20 protein-coding genes and 1 other annotated feature are annotated in these 19,903 nt (G+C 39.6%); of the genes, 7 read left to right on the plus strand and 13 right to left on the minus strand.

What is annotated here, in order from left to right:
* Positions 1–138: 138 nt before the first annotated feature.
* A complete protein-coding gene (gene cysK, locus JNUCC25_RS24290; RefSeq protein ID WP_013059515.1) occupies positions 139–1,071 on the plus strand; it encodes a cysteine synthase A in 933 nt (310 codons plus the stop codon).
* Between the two features lie 32 nt (positions 1,072–1,103).
* Here cysK and pepV read toward each other — a convergent pair whose 3' ends face one another.
* Positions 1,104–2,507: a dipeptidase PepV gene (gene pepV / locus JNUCC25_RS24295; RefSeq protein WP_064472174.1), complete on the minus strand. Its 1,404-nt coding sequence runs from the start codon at positions 2,505–2,507 to the stop codon at positions 1,104–1,106.
* A gap of 408 nt (positions 2,508–2,915) precedes the next feature.
* Here pepV and JNUCC25_RS24300 point away from each other — a divergent pair, with 408 nt between their 5' ends.
* Positions 2,916–3,137, plus strand: coding sequence for a DeoR family transcriptional regulator (locus tag JNUCC25_RS24300; protein ID WP_013059517.1), 222 nt, complete (start codon positions 2,916–2,918; stop codon positions 3,135–3,137).
* A gap of 222 nt (positions 3,138–3,359) precedes the next feature.
* Here JNUCC25_RS24300 and JNUCC25_RS24305 read toward each other — a convergent pair whose 3' ends face one another.
* Positions 3,360–4,076 carry a pseudouridine synthase gene (locus tag JNUCC25_RS24305; RefSeq protein WP_013059518.1) on the minus strand — a complete coding sequence of 239 codons (717 nt, stop codon included), beginning with the start codon at positions 4,074–4,076 and terminating at the stop codon, positions 3,360–3,362.
* 51 nt (positions 4,077–4,127) lie between these two features.
* A complete protein-coding gene (locus JNUCC25_RS24310) occupies positions 4,128–5,771 on the minus strand; it encodes a putative polysaccharide biosynthesis protein (RefSeq protein WP_029319951.1) in 1,644 nt (547 codons plus the stop codon).
* Positions 5,772–5,981: 210 nt separating this feature from the next.
* Between JNUCC25_RS24310 and JNUCC25_RS24315 the strand changes: the two genes are divergently transcribed.
* Positions 5,982–7,253 (plus strand): BaiN/RdsA family NAD(P)/FAD-dependent oxidoreductase, encoded by a 1,272-nt coding sequence (locus JNUCC25_RS24315; protein WP_013059520.1) that lies wholly within the window; start codon positions 5,982–5,984, stop codon positions 7,251–7,253.
* Positions 7,254–7,257: 4 nt separating this feature from the next.
* Here the strand turns inward: JNUCC25_RS24315 and JNUCC25_RS24320 are convergent, their stop codons facing one another.
* The 8 genes from JNUCC25_RS24320 to JNUCC25_RS24355 all read right to left on the minus strand — a co-directional run bounded on the left by JNUCC25_RS24320 (position 7,258) and on the right by JNUCC25_RS24355 (position 14,965).
* Complete coding sequence (locus tag JNUCC25_RS24320; protein ID WP_013059521.1) at positions 7,258–7,437, minus strand: sporulation protein Cse60; 180 nt, start codon at positions 7,435–7,437, stop codon at positions 7,258–7,260.
* Between the two features lie 518 nt (positions 7,438–7,955).
* On the minus strand, positions 7,956–8,267 hold the full coding sequence (locus tag JNUCC25_RS24325) for a rhodanese-like domain-containing protein (RefSeq protein ID WP_013059522.1): 312 nt from the start codon (positions 8,265–8,267) through the stop codon (positions 7,956–7,958).
* 239 nt (positions 8,268–8,506) lie between these two features.
* On the minus strand, positions 8,507–10,921 hold the full coding sequence (gene leuS, locus JNUCC25_RS24330) for a leucine--tRNA ligase (protein WP_013059523.1): 2,415 nt from the start codon (positions 10,919–10,921) through the stop codon (positions 8,507–8,509).
* Positions 10,922–10,985: 64 nt separating this feature from the next.
* Positions 10,986–11,204: a binding site (T-box leader), on the minus strand.
* 242 nt (positions 11,205–11,446) lie between these two features.
* Positions 11,447–11,644 (minus strand): hypothetical protein, encoded by a 198-nt coding sequence (locus JNUCC25_RS24335; RefSeq protein ID WP_029319942.1) that lies wholly within the window; start codon positions 11,642–11,644, stop codon positions 11,447–11,449.
* Between the two features lie 64 nt (positions 11,645–11,708).
* Positions 11,709–13,031, minus strand: a complete 1,323-nt coding sequence (locus JNUCC25_RS24340; protein WP_029319940.1) for a GntP family permease — start codon at positions 13,029–13,031, stop codon at positions 11,709–11,711.
* A 156-nt stretch (positions 13,032–13,187) separates the two neighbouring features.
* Positions 13,188–14,375, minus strand: a complete 1,188-nt coding sequence (locus JNUCC25_RS24345) for an MDR family MFS transporter (protein WP_029319939.1) — start codon at positions 14,373–14,375, stop codon at positions 13,188–13,190.
* A gap of 158 nt (positions 14,376–14,533) precedes the next feature.
* Positions 14,534–14,689, minus strand: a complete 156-nt coding sequence (locus JNUCC25_RS24350) for a hypothetical protein (protein WP_013059527.1) — start codon at positions 14,687–14,689, stop codon at positions 14,534–14,536.
* 12 nt (positions 14,690–14,701) lie between these two features.
* Positions 14,702–14,965: a YtzC family protein gene (locus tag JNUCC25_RS24355; protein WP_013059528.1), complete on the minus strand. Its 264-nt coding sequence runs from the start codon at positions 14,963–14,965 to the stop codon at positions 14,702–14,704.
* Between the two features lie 169 nt (positions 14,966–15,134).
* Here JNUCC25_RS24355 and JNUCC25_RS24360 point away from each other — a divergent pair, with 169 nt between their 5' ends.
* Complete coding sequence (locus tag JNUCC25_RS24360; protein WP_013059529.1) at positions 15,135–16,097, plus strand: TIGR01212 family radical SAM protein; 963 nt, start codon at positions 15,135–15,137, stop codon at positions 16,095–16,097.
* Complete coding sequence (locus JNUCC25_RS24365; RefSeq protein WP_013059530.1) at positions 16,094–16,663, plus strand: class I SAM-dependent methyltransferase; 570 nt, start codon at positions 16,094–16,096, stop codon at positions 16,661–16,663. Before JNUCC25_RS24360 ends, JNUCC25_RS24365 begins: the two co-directional genes overlap by 4 nt.
* A gap of 12 nt (positions 16,664–16,675) precedes the next feature.
* On the opposite strand, the gene JNUCC25_RS24370 is transcribed toward JNUCC25_RS24365, so the two are convergent.
* Positions 16,676–17,734 carry a tetraprenyl-beta-curcumene synthase family protein gene (locus JNUCC25_RS24370; RefSeq protein ID WP_013059531.1) on the minus strand — a complete coding sequence of 353 codons (1,059 nt, stop codon included), beginning with the start codon at positions 17,732–17,734 and terminating at the stop codon, positions 16,676–16,678.
* Positions 17,735–17,765: 31 nt separating this feature from the next.
* On the minus strand, positions 17,766–18,542 hold the full coding sequence (locus JNUCC25_RS24375; protein WP_013059532.1) for an alpha/beta fold hydrolase: 777 nt from the start codon (positions 18,540–18,542) through the stop codon (positions 17,766–17,768).
* A 107-nt stretch (positions 18,543–18,649) separates the two neighbouring features.
* On the opposite strand from JNUCC25_RS24375, the gene JNUCC25_RS24380 reads away from it, so the two are divergent.
* Entirely contained in the window at positions 18,650–19,177 is a 528-nt protein-coding gene (locus tag JNUCC25_RS24380) for a gamma carbonic anhydrase (protein WP_013059533.1), read from the plus strand.
* Positions 19,178–19,368: 191 nt separating this feature from the next.
* Positions 19,369–19,893: a phosphatase PAP2 family protein gene (locus tag JNUCC25_RS24385; RefSeq protein WP_029319930.1), complete on the plus strand. Its 525-nt coding sequence runs from the start codon at positions 19,369–19,371 to the stop codon at positions 19,891–19,893.
* Positions 19,894–19,903: the final 10 nt, after the last annotated feature.

The following is a 19,903-nucleotide window of genomic DNA, read 5'->3' on the forward strand; positions in this document are numbered from 1 at the left end:
AGAGCTAGATCTATTTTAAAGGCTTTTTCGGATGAAATAGAGAGGTTTTTCTGAAAATTTGTCATGTGCTTAAAAAATAAGAATTTGTGTTATCATAGAAACAATACAGAGAATTTTTATAAGAAAAGGATGAGAAAAATGAAAGTTGTTAACAATATGGCTGATTTGATTGGCGAGACACCCCTTGTTAAGTTGAATCGTCTTCAACCTGCAGATGGAGCATCCGTTTACTTAAAACTAGAGTTTTTTAATCCAAGCCGTAGTGTAAAAGACCGTGCTGCTTTTAATATGATCGTGGAAGCTGAAAAAGCAGGCTTGCTCAATGAAAATTCTACTATTATTGAACCAACGAGCGGAAATACAGGTATTGGCTTAGCTATGAATGCAGCGGCAAGAGGTTATCGTTCTATTTTAGTCATGCCAGATACCATGACTCAAGAACGAATTAACTTGTTAAAAGCATATGGTGCTGAAGTTGTTCTAACACCGGGTGATGAGAAAATGCCTGGAGCAATCCGCAAAGCACAAGAACTTACAAAAGAAATTCCAAATGCATTTATGCCCATGCAGTTTGAAAATAATGCAAACCCTGACGCACATCGAAAAACGACTGCTAAAGAAATTATTGAGGCAATGAACGAGTTAGGCAAAGACCTATCTGCTTTTGTTGCTACTGCTGGAACAGGGGGAACGATTACAGGAACTGGTGAAGTCCTAAGAGAAAACTACCCAAATATGACCGTTCATGTTGTGGAACCAGCTGGGTCTCCTGTATTATCTGGAGGAAGACCTGGGAAGCACAAGCTTGTAGGAACAAGCCCTGGGTTTATTCCTGATACGCTTAATGTAGATGTTTACGATGAAATTTTAAAAATTAAAGATGAACAAGCCTACGATATTACGCGACGCTTGGCTTCTGAAGAAGGAATTTTAGTCGGTCCTTCATCTGGCGCTGCGTGCTATGCTGCTATCGAGGTAGCCAAAAAATTATCTCCTGATCAAGTGGTCGTATGTATTGCTTGCGATACAGGTGAACGTTACTTATCAAGCGACCTGTTCTCATTTGAATAATAAAAAAGCGAACGCAAAGGCGTTCGCTTTTTTTATTTAGCTAATTCGTAAATAGCCTGTGCATAAATAGCTGTTGCACGAAGTAAATCTTCAATTACCATGTACTCGTCTTTTTCGTGCGCTACTTCTTCACGGCCTGGGAAAAGAGGTCCAAATGCCACACCCGCTTCTAATGCTCTGGCATATGTTCCTCCTCCAATTGAAATAAGTGTAGGTTCTTCATTTGTTTGTTCTTGGTAAACCTTTTGAAGCGTTTGAATAAGCTCATGTTTTTGATCGACGTGATGCGGTTTAGAATCTGTAAAATGTTTGATGGTCATTTGATAAGATTCACTTTTTTCTTTAATCGTATCAATAATATCGTCAATATGAGCTGATACAGGATAGCGAATGTTTAAACCAAAGTGCCCCGCTTCTTCTTGATTGTAAGACATGATTCCAACATTTATCGTTAAATCACCCGTGACCTCATCTTTGCGATTTAAGCCCATTTTTTCTCCTAGTGCATCTTGGACTAAATACGCATTTGCATAACCTACAAACTGATTAGCTTGTTCATCAAGTTCTAATGTGTGTAAAAAGCGAAGAAGCGTAAGGCCAGCATTTTTCCCTTTATCAGGCACACTTCCATGTGCTGAAACGCCTTCTAAAGTAAGTGTGTATACACCGCTCTTGTCTGTTATTGAACCTTTTAAAGACTGATCCTTTAAAAATTGATTATATTTATTTTCAATATCCGTTTCACTATGGAATTCAAGAACAGCTGTTGCAAGATCAGGAACCATATTGTAGCGTCGCCCAGAGACAAATGATGTAAGCTGAACGCTTCCCTTTGTTCCTTCAATTGGCTGCTGGCGAATTTCTACGTCTGTAATGCCTTTTTCAGCAAAAATGATAGGAAAATCCGCATCCGGCGCAAATCCCATAGTTGGCATCTCTTCATGGTTGAAGTAGTGGTCTACACATCTCCAGTCACTTTCTTCATCCGTTCCAATAATTATTCGCACCCGTTTAGATAGAGGAAGCCCTAAATCTTTCACAATTTTCATCGCATAATAAGCAGCCATCGTCGGGCCTTTATCATCGATTGCTCCTCTAGCAAAAATTTTCCCGTCTTTTATTTCACCGCCGTATGGATCAAACGACCACCCGTCTCCTTCAGGAACAACGTCTACGTGACAAAGAATGCCAAGAAGGTCTTTCCCTTCTCCTGCCTCAATATGACCAGCATATCCGTCTACGTTCTTGACGGAAAACCCGTCATTTTTTCCTTTATTTAAAAGAAAGTGAAGCGCTTGAGCAATTCCAGGTCCGAATGGCTCTTCTTGTTTTTCTGTGCTTGTCAAAACACTTTTAATTTGTAGAAAACGCTGCGTCTCAGCTAGAATTTCAGCTTCTCTTTTTTGAACTTCCTCTTTCCAATTAATTGCCGTCATCTGTTTGTCTCCTTTTCCTGCTTTTACAGATTGTATCTATCATTACTATTGGTAAATTTAACTTTATCATACCTTTATATAGAAAGAAATAATTGTCTCTTTCCTTTCATATCAAAGGTTTACAGAGTCAAAATTCCGGGAAATAATTTGTAGGCACAATCGATAAAAACGGATTCTATTTGTTTATTGTTTACATATACTATAAAAAATGTGCAAATAGAGGAAGGAGATGTTACGAAAGGATTACATATTTATATCATTTTTTGTAAATATTGTGTTAATTTGCGTTTTCTCTTTTATTTTTCTGTCGATTTTGTGTACAATAAGGATAAGGACTGAAATAGTGCTTGACATCTCAGAGTTATAAAGAAGTTGTGCCTTACGAAAAACGAATAAGGAAGTGGTTTTTTGAAACCTTCAACTAATCGAATGCTAACTCGTATCAAATCGGTCTATATGTTCATTTGTAAAAATGGAACAGTTACAACGCAAGAGCTCGTAGACGAATTTGGTATTACACCAAGAACCATTCAGCGTGACTTGAATGTGTTAGCATATAATGATTTAGTTCGCAGCCCAAGTCGCGGTACATGGACGACTACGCAAAAGAAGGTCAAGATGTCATCCTAGTAAGTTTATTTCAAGGGTAGTAAGTGATTTATATATAGAGATAAAATTCTACGCAGTAGAAAGTCCAGACTTGGACGAGTGCATAGTCCCCCGCTCCATTTGCACGTCAAGCAGAGTTGGTACTCGTTTAAGTGCTTTAACGTGAAATGTTTCACTTGTCTAACAAAGTGGACAAAAAAAGGAACCATTTTAGACTTAGGTTCCTTTTTCTTTCGCCTCTTCTTAGGCATTTGATTGTTGTAATAAAGCTAGTTCCTCTTCCGTTAACTCCCTATACTCTCCTAAATCTAACGACTCGTCTAATAGCAAAGCTCCCATAGATAAACGTTTTAAATACGTTACTTTTTTTCCTCTTGCTTCAAACATACGCTTCACTTGATGAAATTTCCCTTCAACGATCGTTAATTCAATTTCTGATTCCACACCGCTTGTTAGTATCTTTAACTCTGCTGATTTTGTTACATATCCATCATCAAGAGTGACACCTTGTCTAAATGCTTCAGCATCTTCTTCAGTCACCGGTGCATTAATTTTTGCAAAATATGTTTTAGGAACGTGTTTTTTAGGAGATAGCAGCTGATGTGCAAGCTGACCGTCATTCGTCAGCAGCAAGAGCCCTTCTGTATCTTTATCTAAACGCCCTACCGGAAATGGGTCATACACAGCATCGTCAAGTTCAAGTAAGTCCAAAACTGTTTCATGAAGAGAATCTTCTGTTGCTGATATGACGCCTTGCGGCTTATGAAGCATAAAGTAAACAAATTCTCGGTAAGAAACGGCTTCGCCATGCACAGTTATTTCTTGTTCATCTGGATTAACGTGGACCTTAGCATCTTTAACTGCTGTACCGTCTACCTTAACAGCTCCAGTCTTTAAAAGACCTTTAACTTCTTTTCGGCTTCCGTACCCAATGGTAGAAAGCAATTTATCCAAACGCATGTAATATCCTCCTCTTTTTTGAAAAGAAGATGACTCTAACGAGTCATCTTCTTAGGCACTGCGCTGTTTATTTCGGCGCAGTATCTTTCGTTCAATTGCACCTGTTACCCTCGCTCCCATTACTTTTTCAAGCAGGCTTGAACGATAGGTAATAATAAAGTAAATAATGCCGCCTACTGCTGCTCCTATAATCGTAATAACAGTGGCAGAGAATCGTCCTGGCGTTGTAAACAGACCAATCACTGCTGCGACAATTTTTACGCTGATTCCCATAATCGCAACAAAAATGAGAATAAGCACAGAGCGTTTTATAAACTCACTGTAGTTATATTTTGCGTGTTTTTGAATAAGCGCAAACATATAAACAAGAGATACGATATAGCCTAGTGCTGTCGCTAAAACTGAACCAATCTCGTGGAACATAAGAATAAATGGAACGTTCACGACAATTTTCACAATCAATCCAAATAATAGACTTAAAACAGCATATTTTTGTTTGTTGATTCCTTGTAAAATAGCTCCATTAACCGTAAAAAATGAGAACAATAAAGCTACCGGTGCATAGTAAAGCAAGACATTTCCACCCGCATCCGATGCATCTGTTCCAAAGAAAAACGTATAGGCTGGGCCAGCTAAAGCCATTAATCCTACAGATGCTGGCAGCACAAGAAACATAATCGTTTGATATGTTTGATCAATTTGCTTTTGCAGTACGTTATAATCTTTATTCACAAAGGAACGTGTAATCGTTGGTACAAGAGTCAAACCGAACGCAGTAGCTAATGAAACGGGAATCATCACAAGCTTTGGAACATAAGACTGAACAATTCCGTTCATTGACTCTGCTATTTCTTTTTGTCCAGCCGCTACCATCGCACGGTTAAATGTGAATTGGTCCACATACTGATAAAGCGGAATAGCCAAGCTGACAAAGACATATGGCAATGAATACGTAAGCAGCTCTTTAAAAATGGATACGGTAGAAATACGCGTAGGCGTTACCGTCTGCTCGTTCACCATTTTATCAAGATAAGGCTTTCGTTTTTTCCAATACCAAATTAATACAGCCAGTCCAGCAAGAGCTCCTACAAAAGCCCCCATCGTAGCAAATCCAACGGCTAATGCAAGACTTCCATGGACAACTTTGATGACGATATAGGTAGATGCCAATAAAAAGACAACCCGCACAAGCTGTTCAACTACTTGTGAAACAGCTGTTGGTCCCATAGACTGGTGACCTTGGAAAAATCCTCGCATTAAACTCATCATCGGTACTACAATTAACGCAACACTAACCATTCGCATAACCATTACTACATCTTCTAAGGAGTTATTTAAATCAGAACCTCCCAGTGTAATTCTAGACATAACAGGAGCTAACGAATATAAAAGTAAAAATGCAAGTATTCCTGTGACAAGCATTAATTTCATGCCGGCCCGGTACATTCTTCTACTCGTATAGTAATCACCGAGTGCATTATATTTTGATACAAATTTCGATACGGCCATTGGCATACCGGCTGTAGCAATACTTAAATAAATAGCATATTGGTTATATCCGTAACCAAACAGTGCTCCCCCTACGGTTCCAACAAGGATCGCAAATGGAAATAAATAAATCATTCCCAAGATTCGGGATACATAGGTGCCAAGCGTTAGCACAAAGGTCCCTCTTAACAATTTTGAATCAGACATACGTTTGCCTCCGATACTTAATGTTACATAATGATAATAATGATAGAATTGAAAAGAAGCAAGTGACAGTATACACTAAGAAAGGTCTTATACTCACTCGCACTCGTCAACAAACTAAAAAACAAAGACTATAGCCCATTTTATCCAATGTTGAGAGATTTGTCAGTGAACAAACTAAAATTTTTTAAGAATAGACAGGTTGGTGAAAGTATGATATATGATGTAGTCGTAATCGGAGGAGGACCTTCTGGTTTGATGGCATCGATTGCAGCTGGTGAGTCAGGTGCAAACGTATTATTAATTGATAAAGGCAATAAACTTGGACGAAAGCTTGCCATTTCTGGAGGCGGACGCTGTAATGTGACAAACCGTCTTCCCATTGATGAACTTATTAAACACATTCCAGGAAACGGACGCTTTTTATACAGTGCGTTTTCTGTTTTTAATAACGAAGATATCATCTCTTATTTTGAAGGCCTTGGAATTAAATTAAAAGAAGAAGATCACGGTCGTATGTTTCCGGTCAGCAATAAAGCGCAATCTGTTGTTGACGCATTAATTAGCGAACTTCACCGTCTTCGTGTGACGATTCGCACAAACACAGCCGTTAAACGCGTAAACTATGAGAATAACACGGTAAAAGAAGTTGTGCTTCAAAACGGGGAAGCAATCCAAACGAAAAGCGTTGTGATTGCAGTAGGTGGAAAATCAGTACCTCATACAGGTTCGACAGGAGACGGTTATCAATGGGCAAAAGATGCGGGGCATAAAATTACTGAACTTTACCCAACAGAAGTTCCTATTACATCTAGCGAACACTTTATTAAAACCAAAACGCTTCAAGGTCTATCGCTTCGCAATGTAGGACTAAGCGTGCTTAATAAAAAAGGCAAACCTGTCATTACTCATCAAATGGATATGATTTTCACTCACTTTGGCATCTCTGGCCCTGCCGCTCTTCGCTGCAGCCAATATGTTGTTAAAGAGTTAAAGAAACAAAAAAGCAACACTGTTCAAATGTCTCTTGATTTATTTCCTAGCCAAAACGAAGAAGATATTTTCCAACAATTAGTCAGAACAACAAAAGAAGAGCCGAAAAAAGCAATTAAAAATGTCTTAAAAGGTTTTGTATCTGAACGCTATCTATTGTTTTTACTCGAGCAAGCAGGCATTGATAGCCAAGCGCTAGCAGGACAGCTTCAGCATGAGAAACTGAGAGAATTTGCAAGACTGTGCAAACGATTTGAATTTGCTGTAAACGGCACGCTTTCTTTAGAAAAAGCATTCGTAACAGGAGGCGGCGTATCCGTTAAAGAAATTCACCCAAAAGAAATGTCTTCGAAATTTATGCAAGGCCTTTACTTCTGCGGGGAAATTCTTGATATCCACGGATATACTGGAGGATACAATATCACTTCTGCTCTTGTAACAGGCCGTTTGGCTGGCAGTAATGCAGGAGAATTTGCAACAAGCCTAGCATAATATGCTAGGCTTTATACATAACCATGGCTGAAAAACAGTACACCTGCTCATCACGATCAACATCCACTGTCACTTGGTATTTAATATCAACGACGTCTTCATCCTCTAATTTCCGTAAAAATCGATTCACCGCAAATTCTAAATCTTTTTCATGCTCTTTATCAAACATTTTTACTTGTATCACAGCTTCTACCACCTTGTCCTATCAAATTTGTTTCAATCAGAATGGACTGTTTCTCTTGATGATGGTTTTTGTACGGATTTTCAATCTCTTACTACCTCTATTTTTATGAGGGCTTTTATAGATTTAGTCATCATTTGTTTTCCTGCTATCATTTTAGTCGGATGGCAGAAGTTTCATTCAAAAAAGAGGTTGAGACATAACTAAATTAATTCAATCTAAAGACGAACAAATGGGATACATGAGCTGAACCGCTTGTAACACGGCAGTCGATTTCCTTGCAAGAATTCGCTTTCCGCGGGCGGCCGGTGAGCCTCCTCCTCGCTTGCGCTCCTGGGGGGCTCACCTGTTCCGCTTTTCTCGCAGGAGTCGTCGCCTTGCCTTCCAATCAACTGCTAGAAGAAACGAAACAAATAAAACCTATGTTCACCATAACAAAAAAAAATGAACCACTAATCAAACATGTTGATCAATGGTTCATTTTTCACTTCAGCTAAGATACTTTTGTCTCAGCCTCTTTTTTATTTATTAACCGTTTTTCCTTCCCACTCTAACATACCGCCAGCCATATTTGTTACTTTATATCCTTGTTCTTGAAGGTAGTAACATACGTTTTCACTGCGGCGGCCCGAACGGCAAATGAAAATATATTCTTTGTCTTTATCGAAATAATCCACATTAGCTGGAATATCATTCATACGAATGTGTTTAGCAGTTGGAATCATTCCTTCTGCTACTTCTTCATCTTCGCGAACATCAACTAAATGAAGTTCTTCTCCATTTTCAACACGTTTTTGAAGTTCTTCAGGCGTAATTACTTTTACTTCTTCCATCTTCGTCATTCCTCTCTATTCTTTCATTCAGCTTGCTATCGCTATTGTAGCAAATTCAAATACCTTTATGCCACAAAATAAGAAAAGCTTAAGCAGCAAGCCTGCCTAAGCTTTTCCAATCGTAGTTAAAGATTTAACTAAGCGCCTGATGTTAACCCGAAAGGCGGACATCAGGCGCTTAGGTCTAGAACAGAACCCCTGACAGCTCTTTAGTCAGGAGTTCTGTTCTACATCAATACTTAATTAGCTACGATGTTTACTAATTTACCAGGCACAGCAATCACTTTGCGCACTGTCTTACCTTCAATGAACTCTTTAACATCTTCATTAGCCATTGCAATATCTTGAAGCTCTTCACGAGATGCCTCAGCAGGTACGTTTACTTTCGCACGTACTTTACCGTTAATTTGAACGACAATTTCCACTTCATCATCTACAAGTTTCGCTTCGTCAAACGCAGGCCAAGCCTCATACGAAATTGTATCTTCGTGACCTAGTTTGCTCCATAATTCCTCAGTCGTATGAGGACAAATTGGTGCTAATAGCTTCACAAATCCTTCTACGTATTGCTTTGGCAGCACGTCAACTTTGTATGCATCATTGATGAATACCATAAGCTGAGAGATACCTGTATTAAAACGGAGGCCTTCGTAATCTTCCGTTACTTTTTTCACCGTTTGGTGATACACGCGTTCAAGCGTAGTGTCATTGCTTTCTTGAACCTTGCTGCTTAATTCACCGTTATCGTCAACAAGTAAGCGCCATACACGATCTAAGAAACGGCGTGCACCATCAAGCCCTTTTGTTGACCAAGCGATTGATGCATCTAAAGGCCCCATGAACATTTCATAAAGGCGAAGCGTATCTGCTCCGTGGCTTTCTACGATCTCGTCTGGGTTTACAACGTTACCTTTTGACTTACTCATTTTTTCGTTGTTTTCTCCAAGAATCATACCTTGGTTAAACAGTTTTTGGAACGGCTCTTTTGTTGGAACTACGCCGATATCATATAAAAACTTATGCCAGAAACGAGCATATAATAAGTGAAGAACAGCGTGTTCAGCTCCACCGATATAAATATCAACCGGCAACCATTCTTTTAATTTATCTGCATCTGCTAACGCTTCACTGTTTGTCGGATCAATGTAGCGTAAGTAATACCAGCAGCTGCCTGCCCATTGAGGCATTGTATTTGTTTCGCGGCGCCCTTTTTTGCCTGTTTCCGGATCTACAACATTCACCCAGTCATCAATGTTTGCTAACGGAGATTCACCTGTGCCTGACGGTTTGATTTCAGTCGTTTTTGGTAACACAAGCGGAAGCTGATCTTCAGGAACTGCAGTCGTTGTGCCATCTTCCCAGTGGATAACAGGAATTGGTTCACCCCAGTAGCGCTGACGACTGAATAACCAGTCACGCAGACGGTATGTTACTTGTTTTTCACCTTTTTCATTTGCTTGAAGCCACTGAATCATATTTGAAATTGCTTCTTCTTTATCTAAACCATTTAAGAAGTCTGAATTAACGTGCTCGCCGTCGCCTGTATAAGCTTCTTTTGAAACGTCTCCGCCCGCTACTACTTCTTTAATAGGCAGTTCAAATTTAACAGCAAATTCATAATCACGCTCATCATGAGCCGGAACAGCCATAATTGCACCGGTGCCATAGCTCATTAGAACATAGTCAGCAATCCAAATTGGCATTCTCTCGCCGTTTACAGGGTTAATTGCATAAGCACCAGTGAATACGCCAGTTTTGTCTTTGGCTAAGTCTGTACGTTCTAAATCGCTTTTGCTTTTAATTTGATCTAAATACGCTTCTACTGCTTCTTTTTGTTCGGCTGTTGTAATTTTTTCCACAAACGGATGTTCAGGTGCTAAAACGGCATACGTTGCCCCAAATAGCGTGTCAGGACGCGTTGTGAACACAGTAAACGTGTCGTCGTATCCATCGATTGTGAAGTGCACGTGAGCTCCTTCAGAGCGGCCAATCCAGTTGCGCTGCATTTCTTTAATACTTTCTGGCCAATCAAGCTCATCTAAATCTTCTAGTAAACGATCTGCATAAGCTGTGATTTTAAGCATCCACTGCTTCATTGGACGACGCTCAACCGGATGTCCCCCACGCTCACTTTTGCCGTCAATCACTTCTTCGTTCGCAAGTACTGTTCCTAGAGCAGGACACCAGTTAACAGCTACTTCATCCACATAAGCTAAGCCCTTTTTATATAGCTGTAAGAAAATCCACTGCGTCCATTTGTAGTAGTTTGGATCAGTTGTATTAATTTCTCGCTCCCAATCGTAAGAGAAACCTAACGATTTGATTTGACGACGGAAATTATTAATGTTAAGTTCAGTGAATTCAGCCGGGTCGTTTCCTGTATCTAATGCATACTGTTCAGCAGGTAGTCCGAATGCATCCCATCCCATCGGATGAAGTACATTGTATCCTTGCATACGCTTCATACGAGATAAAATATCCGTTGCTGTATAACCTTCTGGATGCCCAACGTGTAAACCAGCGCCAGATGGATAAGGGAACATATCTAATGCGTAAAACTTACGCTTTCCTTCATCTTCTGTTGTTCTAAATGTTTTATTTTCTTCCCAAACTTTTTGCCATTTTTGTTCGATCTTTTCATGATTAAAAGCCATACATAATCCTCCTTGTACGCTCCAGCTGTATTTAATTAAACTAAAAAACCCCTCATCCCTCAAACAAAGGGACGAGAGGTTGAATAAACTTCCCGCGGTACCACCCAAATTAGCACAATTATGTACTCACTCATTTTCCTTAACGCGGATAGACGGCAAATGTTACTTTACTTCACATTTACAACTCCAAGGTGAGTTCATGAACGCTCGTTTGCTGACTCGCACCAACCGTCAACTCTCTTAGCTCGCTTCGTTCACTACTATTCCTTATCATAGTTTTTACATCATACTACCTTGTATTGTAAATAATATGTTCGTAAACTGCAAGTTGTTCAACGGATTTTGTAAAAGTTTCTGCACTGCAGCACTGCTTTGTTGCTAAATCCTCTCTTTCATTCTTATATATGAACAACTTCTCCCAAAAACATACATCCACGGCCAAACAAAAAAGGATTGAGACATAATTAAATCAATCCAATTTAAAGACGAACAAATGGGATAAATGCGCTAGTATGAATCTCTTGGTTACACCACTGTTGATTTCCGTGCAAGACTTCTCTTTCCGCGGGCAGCCGATGAGCCTCCTCGTTGCTTACACTCATGCGGGGTCTCACCTATTTCAGGAGTCTTTGTCTTTGTCTTTCCCTCCACTCCACAGCTAGAAGCACCTAAACAAATGAAACCTACGTGCACCATAAACATGAAAAAATCCGAACGATTCATCGTTCGGATCTTCCTTCAACTAAAATACTTTTATTCCTGTCCCTGCTTCCTTTAGCTGCTATTATTAAATGCCCAACCCAAAAGAAAACAGGATAATCGCAAGTACAAGACCAACAAGCGGCACAATCACCGTCATTGCTGCAACTGATCCATACGCATCTTTATGAGTTTCTCCGCAAATAGAATTAATTGTTGTTACGACATAACCATTATGAGGCAAGGAATCTAATACTCCAGAGGAAATAGCTACTACGCGATGGAGAGCTTCTGGATTTACACCAGCATCTAGATAGTGAGGCGCTAAAATTGGCAAAGCAATCGCCTGACCTCCTGAAGCCGAACCTGTCATCCCCGCGATAACACTCACGGCAATAGCTCCCCCAATCAACGGACTTCCTGGAATATGCGTCATGGCATCTACAGCCACTCCAAACGCGGGAACAGCCTTAGCAACTCCTCCAAAACCTACGACAGCGGCTGTATTCCCAATAGCAATTAACGCACCCAGCGTTCCTTCTGAAGCTGCATTCCAAAATCCTTTAAAATGCTTTCGGTTCACAATATAAGTGACAATGATCCCGCTTAAAAGTGCGACAATCAACGCAGATTGCTGAAGTGGCTTATGAAGTGCAAAAGAAATAATGAGCACGACCACAAGCGGAAGCAAACTTAATAAAGGATTAGGAAGAGACTGATTTTCCGTTACTACTGGATCTTTCTCGCGTGATATAAAACGCTCTCCATTTTTAACTGCTTTTGAAATCAAGCGCTTTAACCACCAGTAGCCGAATACAGCCATCACTACTGCTACAACTAAACTAACTTCCCATCCTGCATACGGACTAGTCTTCAAATATTCAATTGGAATCCAGTTTTGGATTTCAGGCGACCCAGCTGAGGTCATCGTAAACGTAACTGAACCGAATGCTAAAGCAGCAGGGATAAACCGCCTCGGCAAATCGGCTTGTTTGAATAAGCTTAAAGCCATTGGATAGACAGAGAATGCTACTACAAACAGACTGACCCCTCCGTATGTTAAAACCGCACAGGCAAGGACAATCGCCAACACTGCTCTTTTCATTCCTAGTTTACTAACAATCCAGCGAGAAACACTATCAGCAGCCCCGCTGTCTTCCATCACTTTTCCAAAGACGGCGCCCAATAGAAACATTAAATACCAAGAAGCAATAAATCCTGTGAAACCAGACATGTAATTTCCAACAAAATTTGCTTCTCCTTCTTTCACCAGCTGCGGAAATAAAGGCATTCCGCTTGTTAACGCAACAACTAAAGCACTGAGCGGACCTGCTATAAATAAATTCATGCCTCTCATCGTTAATACAATGAGCAGCAATAATCCTCCAATTAATCCAATCATACTAAGCATGTTTAGCCCCCCATGAATTCATATAATTAGAAAACGCTTACATATTTACAGGTATATACTCCTTTCTTTGCTTGTCACAACCCTTACTATATTATTAAAGGAATACTGAAGACATTCCTACGTTTATTTAACAGTCAAAAATAAAACCACCTCTATTTATTTAGAGATGGTTAATGAACGCTGACGTTTTTCTTTTAATTTATAATCGTATATCCATGTTGTACACATGCTGAATAGCAATAGCCCAATTAATAAATAGCACAGCGTAGACATATTAAACGCATCGAAAATAACGCCTCCAAAGAGAGGACCAATCATTTTACCTGCAGTAGCCATGCTGTTAACTACGCCTTGATAAAATCCCTCTTTTCCAGATGGAGCCAACTGACTTGCAACAGCTGGAATGGCTGGCCAAACGAACATTTCTCCAATTGTTAACACAACCATTGCTGTTAAGAACTGCGGAAATGTTGTAGCATTCACCACGATAACAAAAGAAGCCACAAAAATAACCGTTCCAATTAGGACCTGTACTTTTAACGTTTTTGCTACTTTTTGAATGATGGGTACGATCAAAGGCTGACCGACTACAATTAAAATCCCGTTAATCGTCCAAAGCAAACTGTAGCTAGAAAGAGGTATATTCAGCTCACGCGTATGCGTAGCAATCGTTGTTTGCCACTGAACATACGCAACCCAGCATAAGACATACCCCGTACATAAAATAAGAAGAGCAGTCAGCTTCGTTTTATGCCCAATGCTCCCTGCTTCATTAAGGACATTCGTTTGTCCAACGGTAACCGAAATATGACGATATGAAAAAATAGCAATAAGCAGAAAAATAACGTATAAAATTGTATTAGCTAAGAAAATATACGTAAATGAATAAGACGCTACAATGCCCCCTACCGCGGCGCCAATAGCTACTCCTGCATTTTGAGCAACGTACATCGCATTAAATGCTTTTCTTCCGCCTTGTGGCCAAACGGACCCTGCCATTGCATACATAGATGGAAACACAATACCAGATCCAAACCCTACAACAACCAAGAGAACAACGTATGTAGGCCAACCATGGAAAAACACGAGTCCCACTAATGCAATAAGAGTAATAATAATTCCTGATAAAATGGATTTATATCCTCCGATTTTGTCAAAAAGAGTTCCTCCAAGCAAATTTCCTACTACGCTTGCAGCAGAATTCAGCATAAGAACAACTCCTGCGACGGATAACGACTTTCCTAAATGTTCATTTATATAAATGGTATTGAGAGGCCATAAAAATGAAGCTCCCGTTACGTTTACAAGCATACCAATAATCAAAAACCAAAGTGATTTGGGCATTGATCTCCCCCCTATCTATTCGAATGCCAACGTACATTCTAGTCTTTTCTTAAAGGGTTCGCAATGCTTTTACATATAGACAATTTATTTGAAATTCGCTGACTATTTAAAAAGGTGATTTCACATGACAATATCATGCAAAATCACCTTTTTACCGCTTACTTTTGCTTCGAACGAACCGGCTGTGCACGCTTGCTGTTTCGTGCTTTTAATTCTTTTACTGGATCAAAATCTTTTCCTAGCTCAATGTCATTGCTGTTGATCCCGTTTTTTGTTTTTTGTTCCGGATTATTTTGATTTGAACGCGTTGCCATAAAATCCTCTCCTTAATGCTGAGTTGTGATCAATTTATTTTGCAGCTGCTGAACTTGCAGGCGCATGCGATATAGCTGCTCTCTTTGCTGTGCATTTGCACTGTGAGAAAACTCTTCAATTTCTTTATAAGCATTTTCTAATTTTTCCTGTGCTTTTGTATATTCAGTGTCGTTATAATGTTCTTGCTTCATGCCTTCCTGCAACTGGCCTTGTCCAAAGCGAATAGCATCTTCACACTGTTGCATAAGTTGATCCACTGCTTGACGAGTTGTCATTCTCTATTCCTCCTATTCGTTCATTTCTGTCTTATTTTGCGCAACTTTACTTCCCTTTACGACAAGAAGAACCTGTTAAATATAAGCATCCTTAAATTTGTTTGGCACTTTTTCACGTTTTTGATACAATTTGTTGATGTATATTGCATGTAAAAAGGAGGTTGCTGATTTGAATCAGACAAACCCGTTTCCGTATAAATCTGAAAACAAACGTTATCATACCTGGAATTACCACTTACGTAACCACTTTGGCCATAAGGTATTTAAAGTAGCCTTAGATGGAGGATTTGATTGTCCAAACAGAGATGGCACAGTAGCTCACGGCGGCTGTACGTTTTGCAGTGCTGCCGGTTCGGGGGATTTTGCCGGAAACAGAGCGGATGACCTTGTGACACAATTTAATGAAATCCGTGAAAAAATGCATCATAAATGGAAAGACGGAAAATACGTTGCTTACTTTCAAGCATTTACTAATACTCATGCTCCTGTCGAGGAGCTTCGTGAAAAATATGAAGCCGTCTTAAAGCTTCCCGGAGTTGTTGGGCTTTCTATCGCCACGCGCCCTGACTGTCTCCCCGACGATGTGGTGGAATACTTGGCTGAATTAAATGAACGAACTTATCTATGGGTAGAACTTGGACTGCAAACTGTTCATGAACGAACTTCACTGCTTATCAACCGGGCACACGATCATCAATGCTATGTAGATGGCGTAGCAAAGCTCAGAAAACACGGTATTCGCGTTTGTTCTCACATCATTAATGGTTTGCCTTTAGAAACACCTGATATGATGATGGAAACGGTACGTGAAGTAGCAAAATTAGACGTTCAAGGAATTAAGATTCATCTGCTTCATTTACTAAAAGGAACTCCTATGGTCAAACAGTATGAAAAGGGCCTTGTTGAATTTCTTTCATTTGAAGAATATGTAAAGCTTGTATGCGATCAGCTCGAAGTAATCCCTCCTGAGATGATTGTTCATCGTATTACAGGCGATGGACCGATAGACCTCATGGTTGGACCGATGTGGAGCGTAAATAAGTGGAGCGTATTAAATGCCATTGATCAAGAGCTCGAACGTCGTCAAAGCTATCAAGGAAAATCTTATGAAAAAGAGTTGATGGAAAGATGAAAATAGAACGTATCCTGCCTTTTGCCCGCACATTGCTCACTAATGCTGTGGCTCAAGGAGATGTCGCGATTGATGCCACAGCAGGAAATGGACATGATACATTGTTCTTAGCTAACTTAGTCGGAGATACAGGTCATGTATATGGATTTGATATTCAACCTCAAGCCATTCAAGCAACTCAGCAGCGATTGACAGAACACCATGTAGAAAACAGAGTAACACTTATCCAAGAAAGCCACAGCAATATAAACATGCTTCCTCGTTCTATTAAAGGACGAGTCACGGGCGCTGTCTTTAATTTAGGTTATTTACCAGGTGGAGATAAAGACATTGTCACCACTTCTGAAACAACAATCTCTGCAATTGAGCAGTTACTTGATTTGTTAGCACCTGAAGGAGTGATTGTGCTCGTTATTTATCATGGACACGAACAAGGGAAACAAGAAAGAGACGATTTACTAACGTATGTCCAAAATCTTGATCAAAAAGACGTTCACGTTTTACAATATCGTTTCATGAATCAGCAAAACAACCCTCCCTTCATCATTGCTATTGAAAAAAGATAAGCCGCATATGGCTTATCTTTTTAACATTCGGTACAAGCGTCCGTTGATATAGAAAAAGTAGCTGAGGGCTCCCCCCGCTTTTATTAACCTACGTGCATTCACATGAACATGTTTTTGTGCCCGCACTTTTTGATCCGACAAATAAACGCCCAAGAGTCCTTTATAGATAAAGCAGTGAAAGTGATAATCCGGCAGTTTTTTAGCATATTCGTCCGCTTTTACGACAAAATGCAAAAAGCGATCCATCATTTGCTGATAATGAGGATAATAAAAACAAAAGTTCAAATCTCCTCCTGCTTTATCTTCTTCTTGGTCAATTAAATAATCGAGTAAAATATGTAAGCCTTGAATATAAGGAAAATATCCTGCTTTTATTTTCTGCGTCATTTCTTCGGTCATCTCTTCTTGAAAGCTATAAGCAACTAAACAAAAAATTCCTAACGTTGAACCAGAGCACGCTGAAAATTCATACCACTCCATTTCAGGAACACTGTGCCGGTGAGCATCGAACCAATTCTCTAATCGTGGAACTCTTTCCTTGATTTCAACATGCTTATGTATTTGCAAATCACAATAATAATTAGCTAGTTCTAATAAATGTGAAGAGACTATATGGTAATTACAAGCTTTTCGCAAGGACTGCTGACAAGTCTGGACAAGTCCGGCTAAGTATCCTCCGTCGTCTTTATCCGCTCGAAAACGATAGTAATCCCCAAGAGGTGCATGAGGAGTCAACGCATCTGGCATCGATTCATGTAAGGCGGCAAAATCTTTAGGGTCTAGCGAATTGCTGCGGTCACATAAGTTATCTAAGTAATCGCTGATTGTTTGGTAGGCAACAATAAATTTCACGCATTCAATCATGTTTTCTTTCGCTAAAATCGATAGGATACCGCCTCCTTCACAATGAAAAGTTTTTGTATCGATACTTGCCAATGCTTGAGTACGCAATTCTTTATTAGGAATCTCTTTTGCTCGTTCGCGCCAATGATTAAGCTCATGATGAACGACAGGAAACACTTCTCGATAAATTTTTCTCATTAATGAAATAGGATGAGACGGAATCTTCATTTATTTTCACCTCAATTTCTTACCGCACTTATTAAATGTGAAGATCGACAAAACTTTTCGCATATGTAAAAACGTATTCTCTTTCAGGCTCATTAAAGATTTCGTGATACAGCTGAGACCATTCTTTGTAGATTTTTTCACTTAGCTCTATTTCATCAAACCACTGCCTAACAATCAGCTTTTCAATAATTTTATCTTCTCCTGCCTGCATCACAAGAAGCGGGACATCAGGCAAACGATCGATATCTTTAAAAGCTAAGTTGACAGCTTGGATCAATTCCCGGTACCATCTTACAGAAACTTTTGTAACATACAGTGAGTCATTTTCATCTTCATCTCGAACTTCTTGGTTTCTTGTTGCTTTTTCAACAGTGAGACCTAAATCGAAAAGTTTGTTCGGCATGACTTTATTTAACCCTTTAGATAGCATATCTAAATAAGCCGGTACTTGCTCTTTTAATCCTAGACAAGGAGAGGAAAGAATCGCACCCCATATAGGGAGGTTTTTTGTCTGGAGCGTACGAATAACCGCCAGTCCTCCCATACTGTGACCTAACAGGAAAATAGGCAAATCATATTTTTGCGCTTCACGTACCCATTCTTCCACTTCATACACATATTCATCAAAGGATAGGATATGTCCTCTTCTTCTTGTTGTTAAGCCTTGGCCAGGAAGGTCTCCCATAATTACGTGCATTCCAACCGAACGCCACATCTCAATCAGCCAGCGATAGCGTCCGTGATGCTCCGCTGCTCCATGGACCATGACAATAACGCCTTTTGGATTTACTGCTTCCCATTTATGCATTTGAGTTACTCCTTCTTCCTTTTTTTGTTTACCTGCTTAAAAAACCTTTGTACACTTACATTAGAAGATTTACTACTTTTTTTCAACTAATAAAGGGAGATGATTTGATGATTTATCCGTATAAAGAAAAAATGCCTACCATTGCACCCAGCTGCTTCATCGCAGACTATGTCACGATTACTGGAGATGTCACCATTGGTGAAGAAAGCAGCATTTGGTTTAACACTGTTATTAGAGGAGATGTTTCACCTACGATTATTGGTAAACGAGTAAATATACAAGATCAATCAACACTCCATCAAAGCCCAAATGCTCCATTGCTTATTGAGGATGATGTGACAGTAGGACATCAAGTTATTTTACATAGCTCCATCATCCGCAAACGCGCGCTCATTGGCATGGGTTCTATTATTTTAGACGGTGCAGAAATTGGTGAAGGTGCTTTTGTCGGTGCTGGAAGCTTAGTGCCTCCCGGTAAAAAAATACCACCTAATACTCTCGCACTCGGCCGACCTGCTAAAGTGATCCGCACTCTGACAGAAGAGGATTTAAAAGATATGCAGCGCATTCGTACAGAATATGTAGAAAAAGGGCAGTATTATAAGTCTATTAAGAAATCTGATTCTTCATTATAAAGGAAACGTTCCCTCAGAAAGTCACACTGAGGGAATTTTTTTAGTATCTCCACAAACTCTCCAATCATGTTCTATTCTCTCCACAATTGTAAAGAAATTTCCATATTAATTTACATCGTTTTAGTACTGCCTCCACAATTAAAGATTAAACTGAATAATAAAGACGTATTTATTGAAAAGGGAGCGACTCTATGAAAGCCAAGTTAATTCAGTATGTATACGATGCCGAATGCCGATTATTCAAAAGCGTAAACCAACATTTTGATCGAAAGCACTTAAATAGATTTTTACGTTTACTAACTCACGCCGGAGGAGCCACTTTTACCATTGTGATAGCGTGCTTGCTGCTATTTCTGCATCCTTCTTCCATCGCTTACGCTTGTGCGTTTTCTCTAGCCGTTAGTCATATTCCAGTCGCCATTGCTAAAAAACTATATCCGAGAAAACGACCTTATATTCAATTAAAACATACAAAAGTGTTAGAAAATCCATTAAAAGATCATTCATTTCCATCTGGGCATACAACAGCTATTTTTTCGTTGGTTACCCCTCTTATGATTGTTTATCCAGCCTTCGCTGCTGTTCTTTTGCCTCTTGCAGTAATGGTAGGAATTTCAAGAATTTATCTTGGCCTGCACTATCCGACGGATGTCATGGTAGGTCTGATACTGGGCATCTTTTCGGGTGCTGTTTCACTAAACATATTTTTAACTTAATTGATAGGAG

It is taken from the genome of Priestia sp. JNUCC 25, from assembly GCF_053667915.1.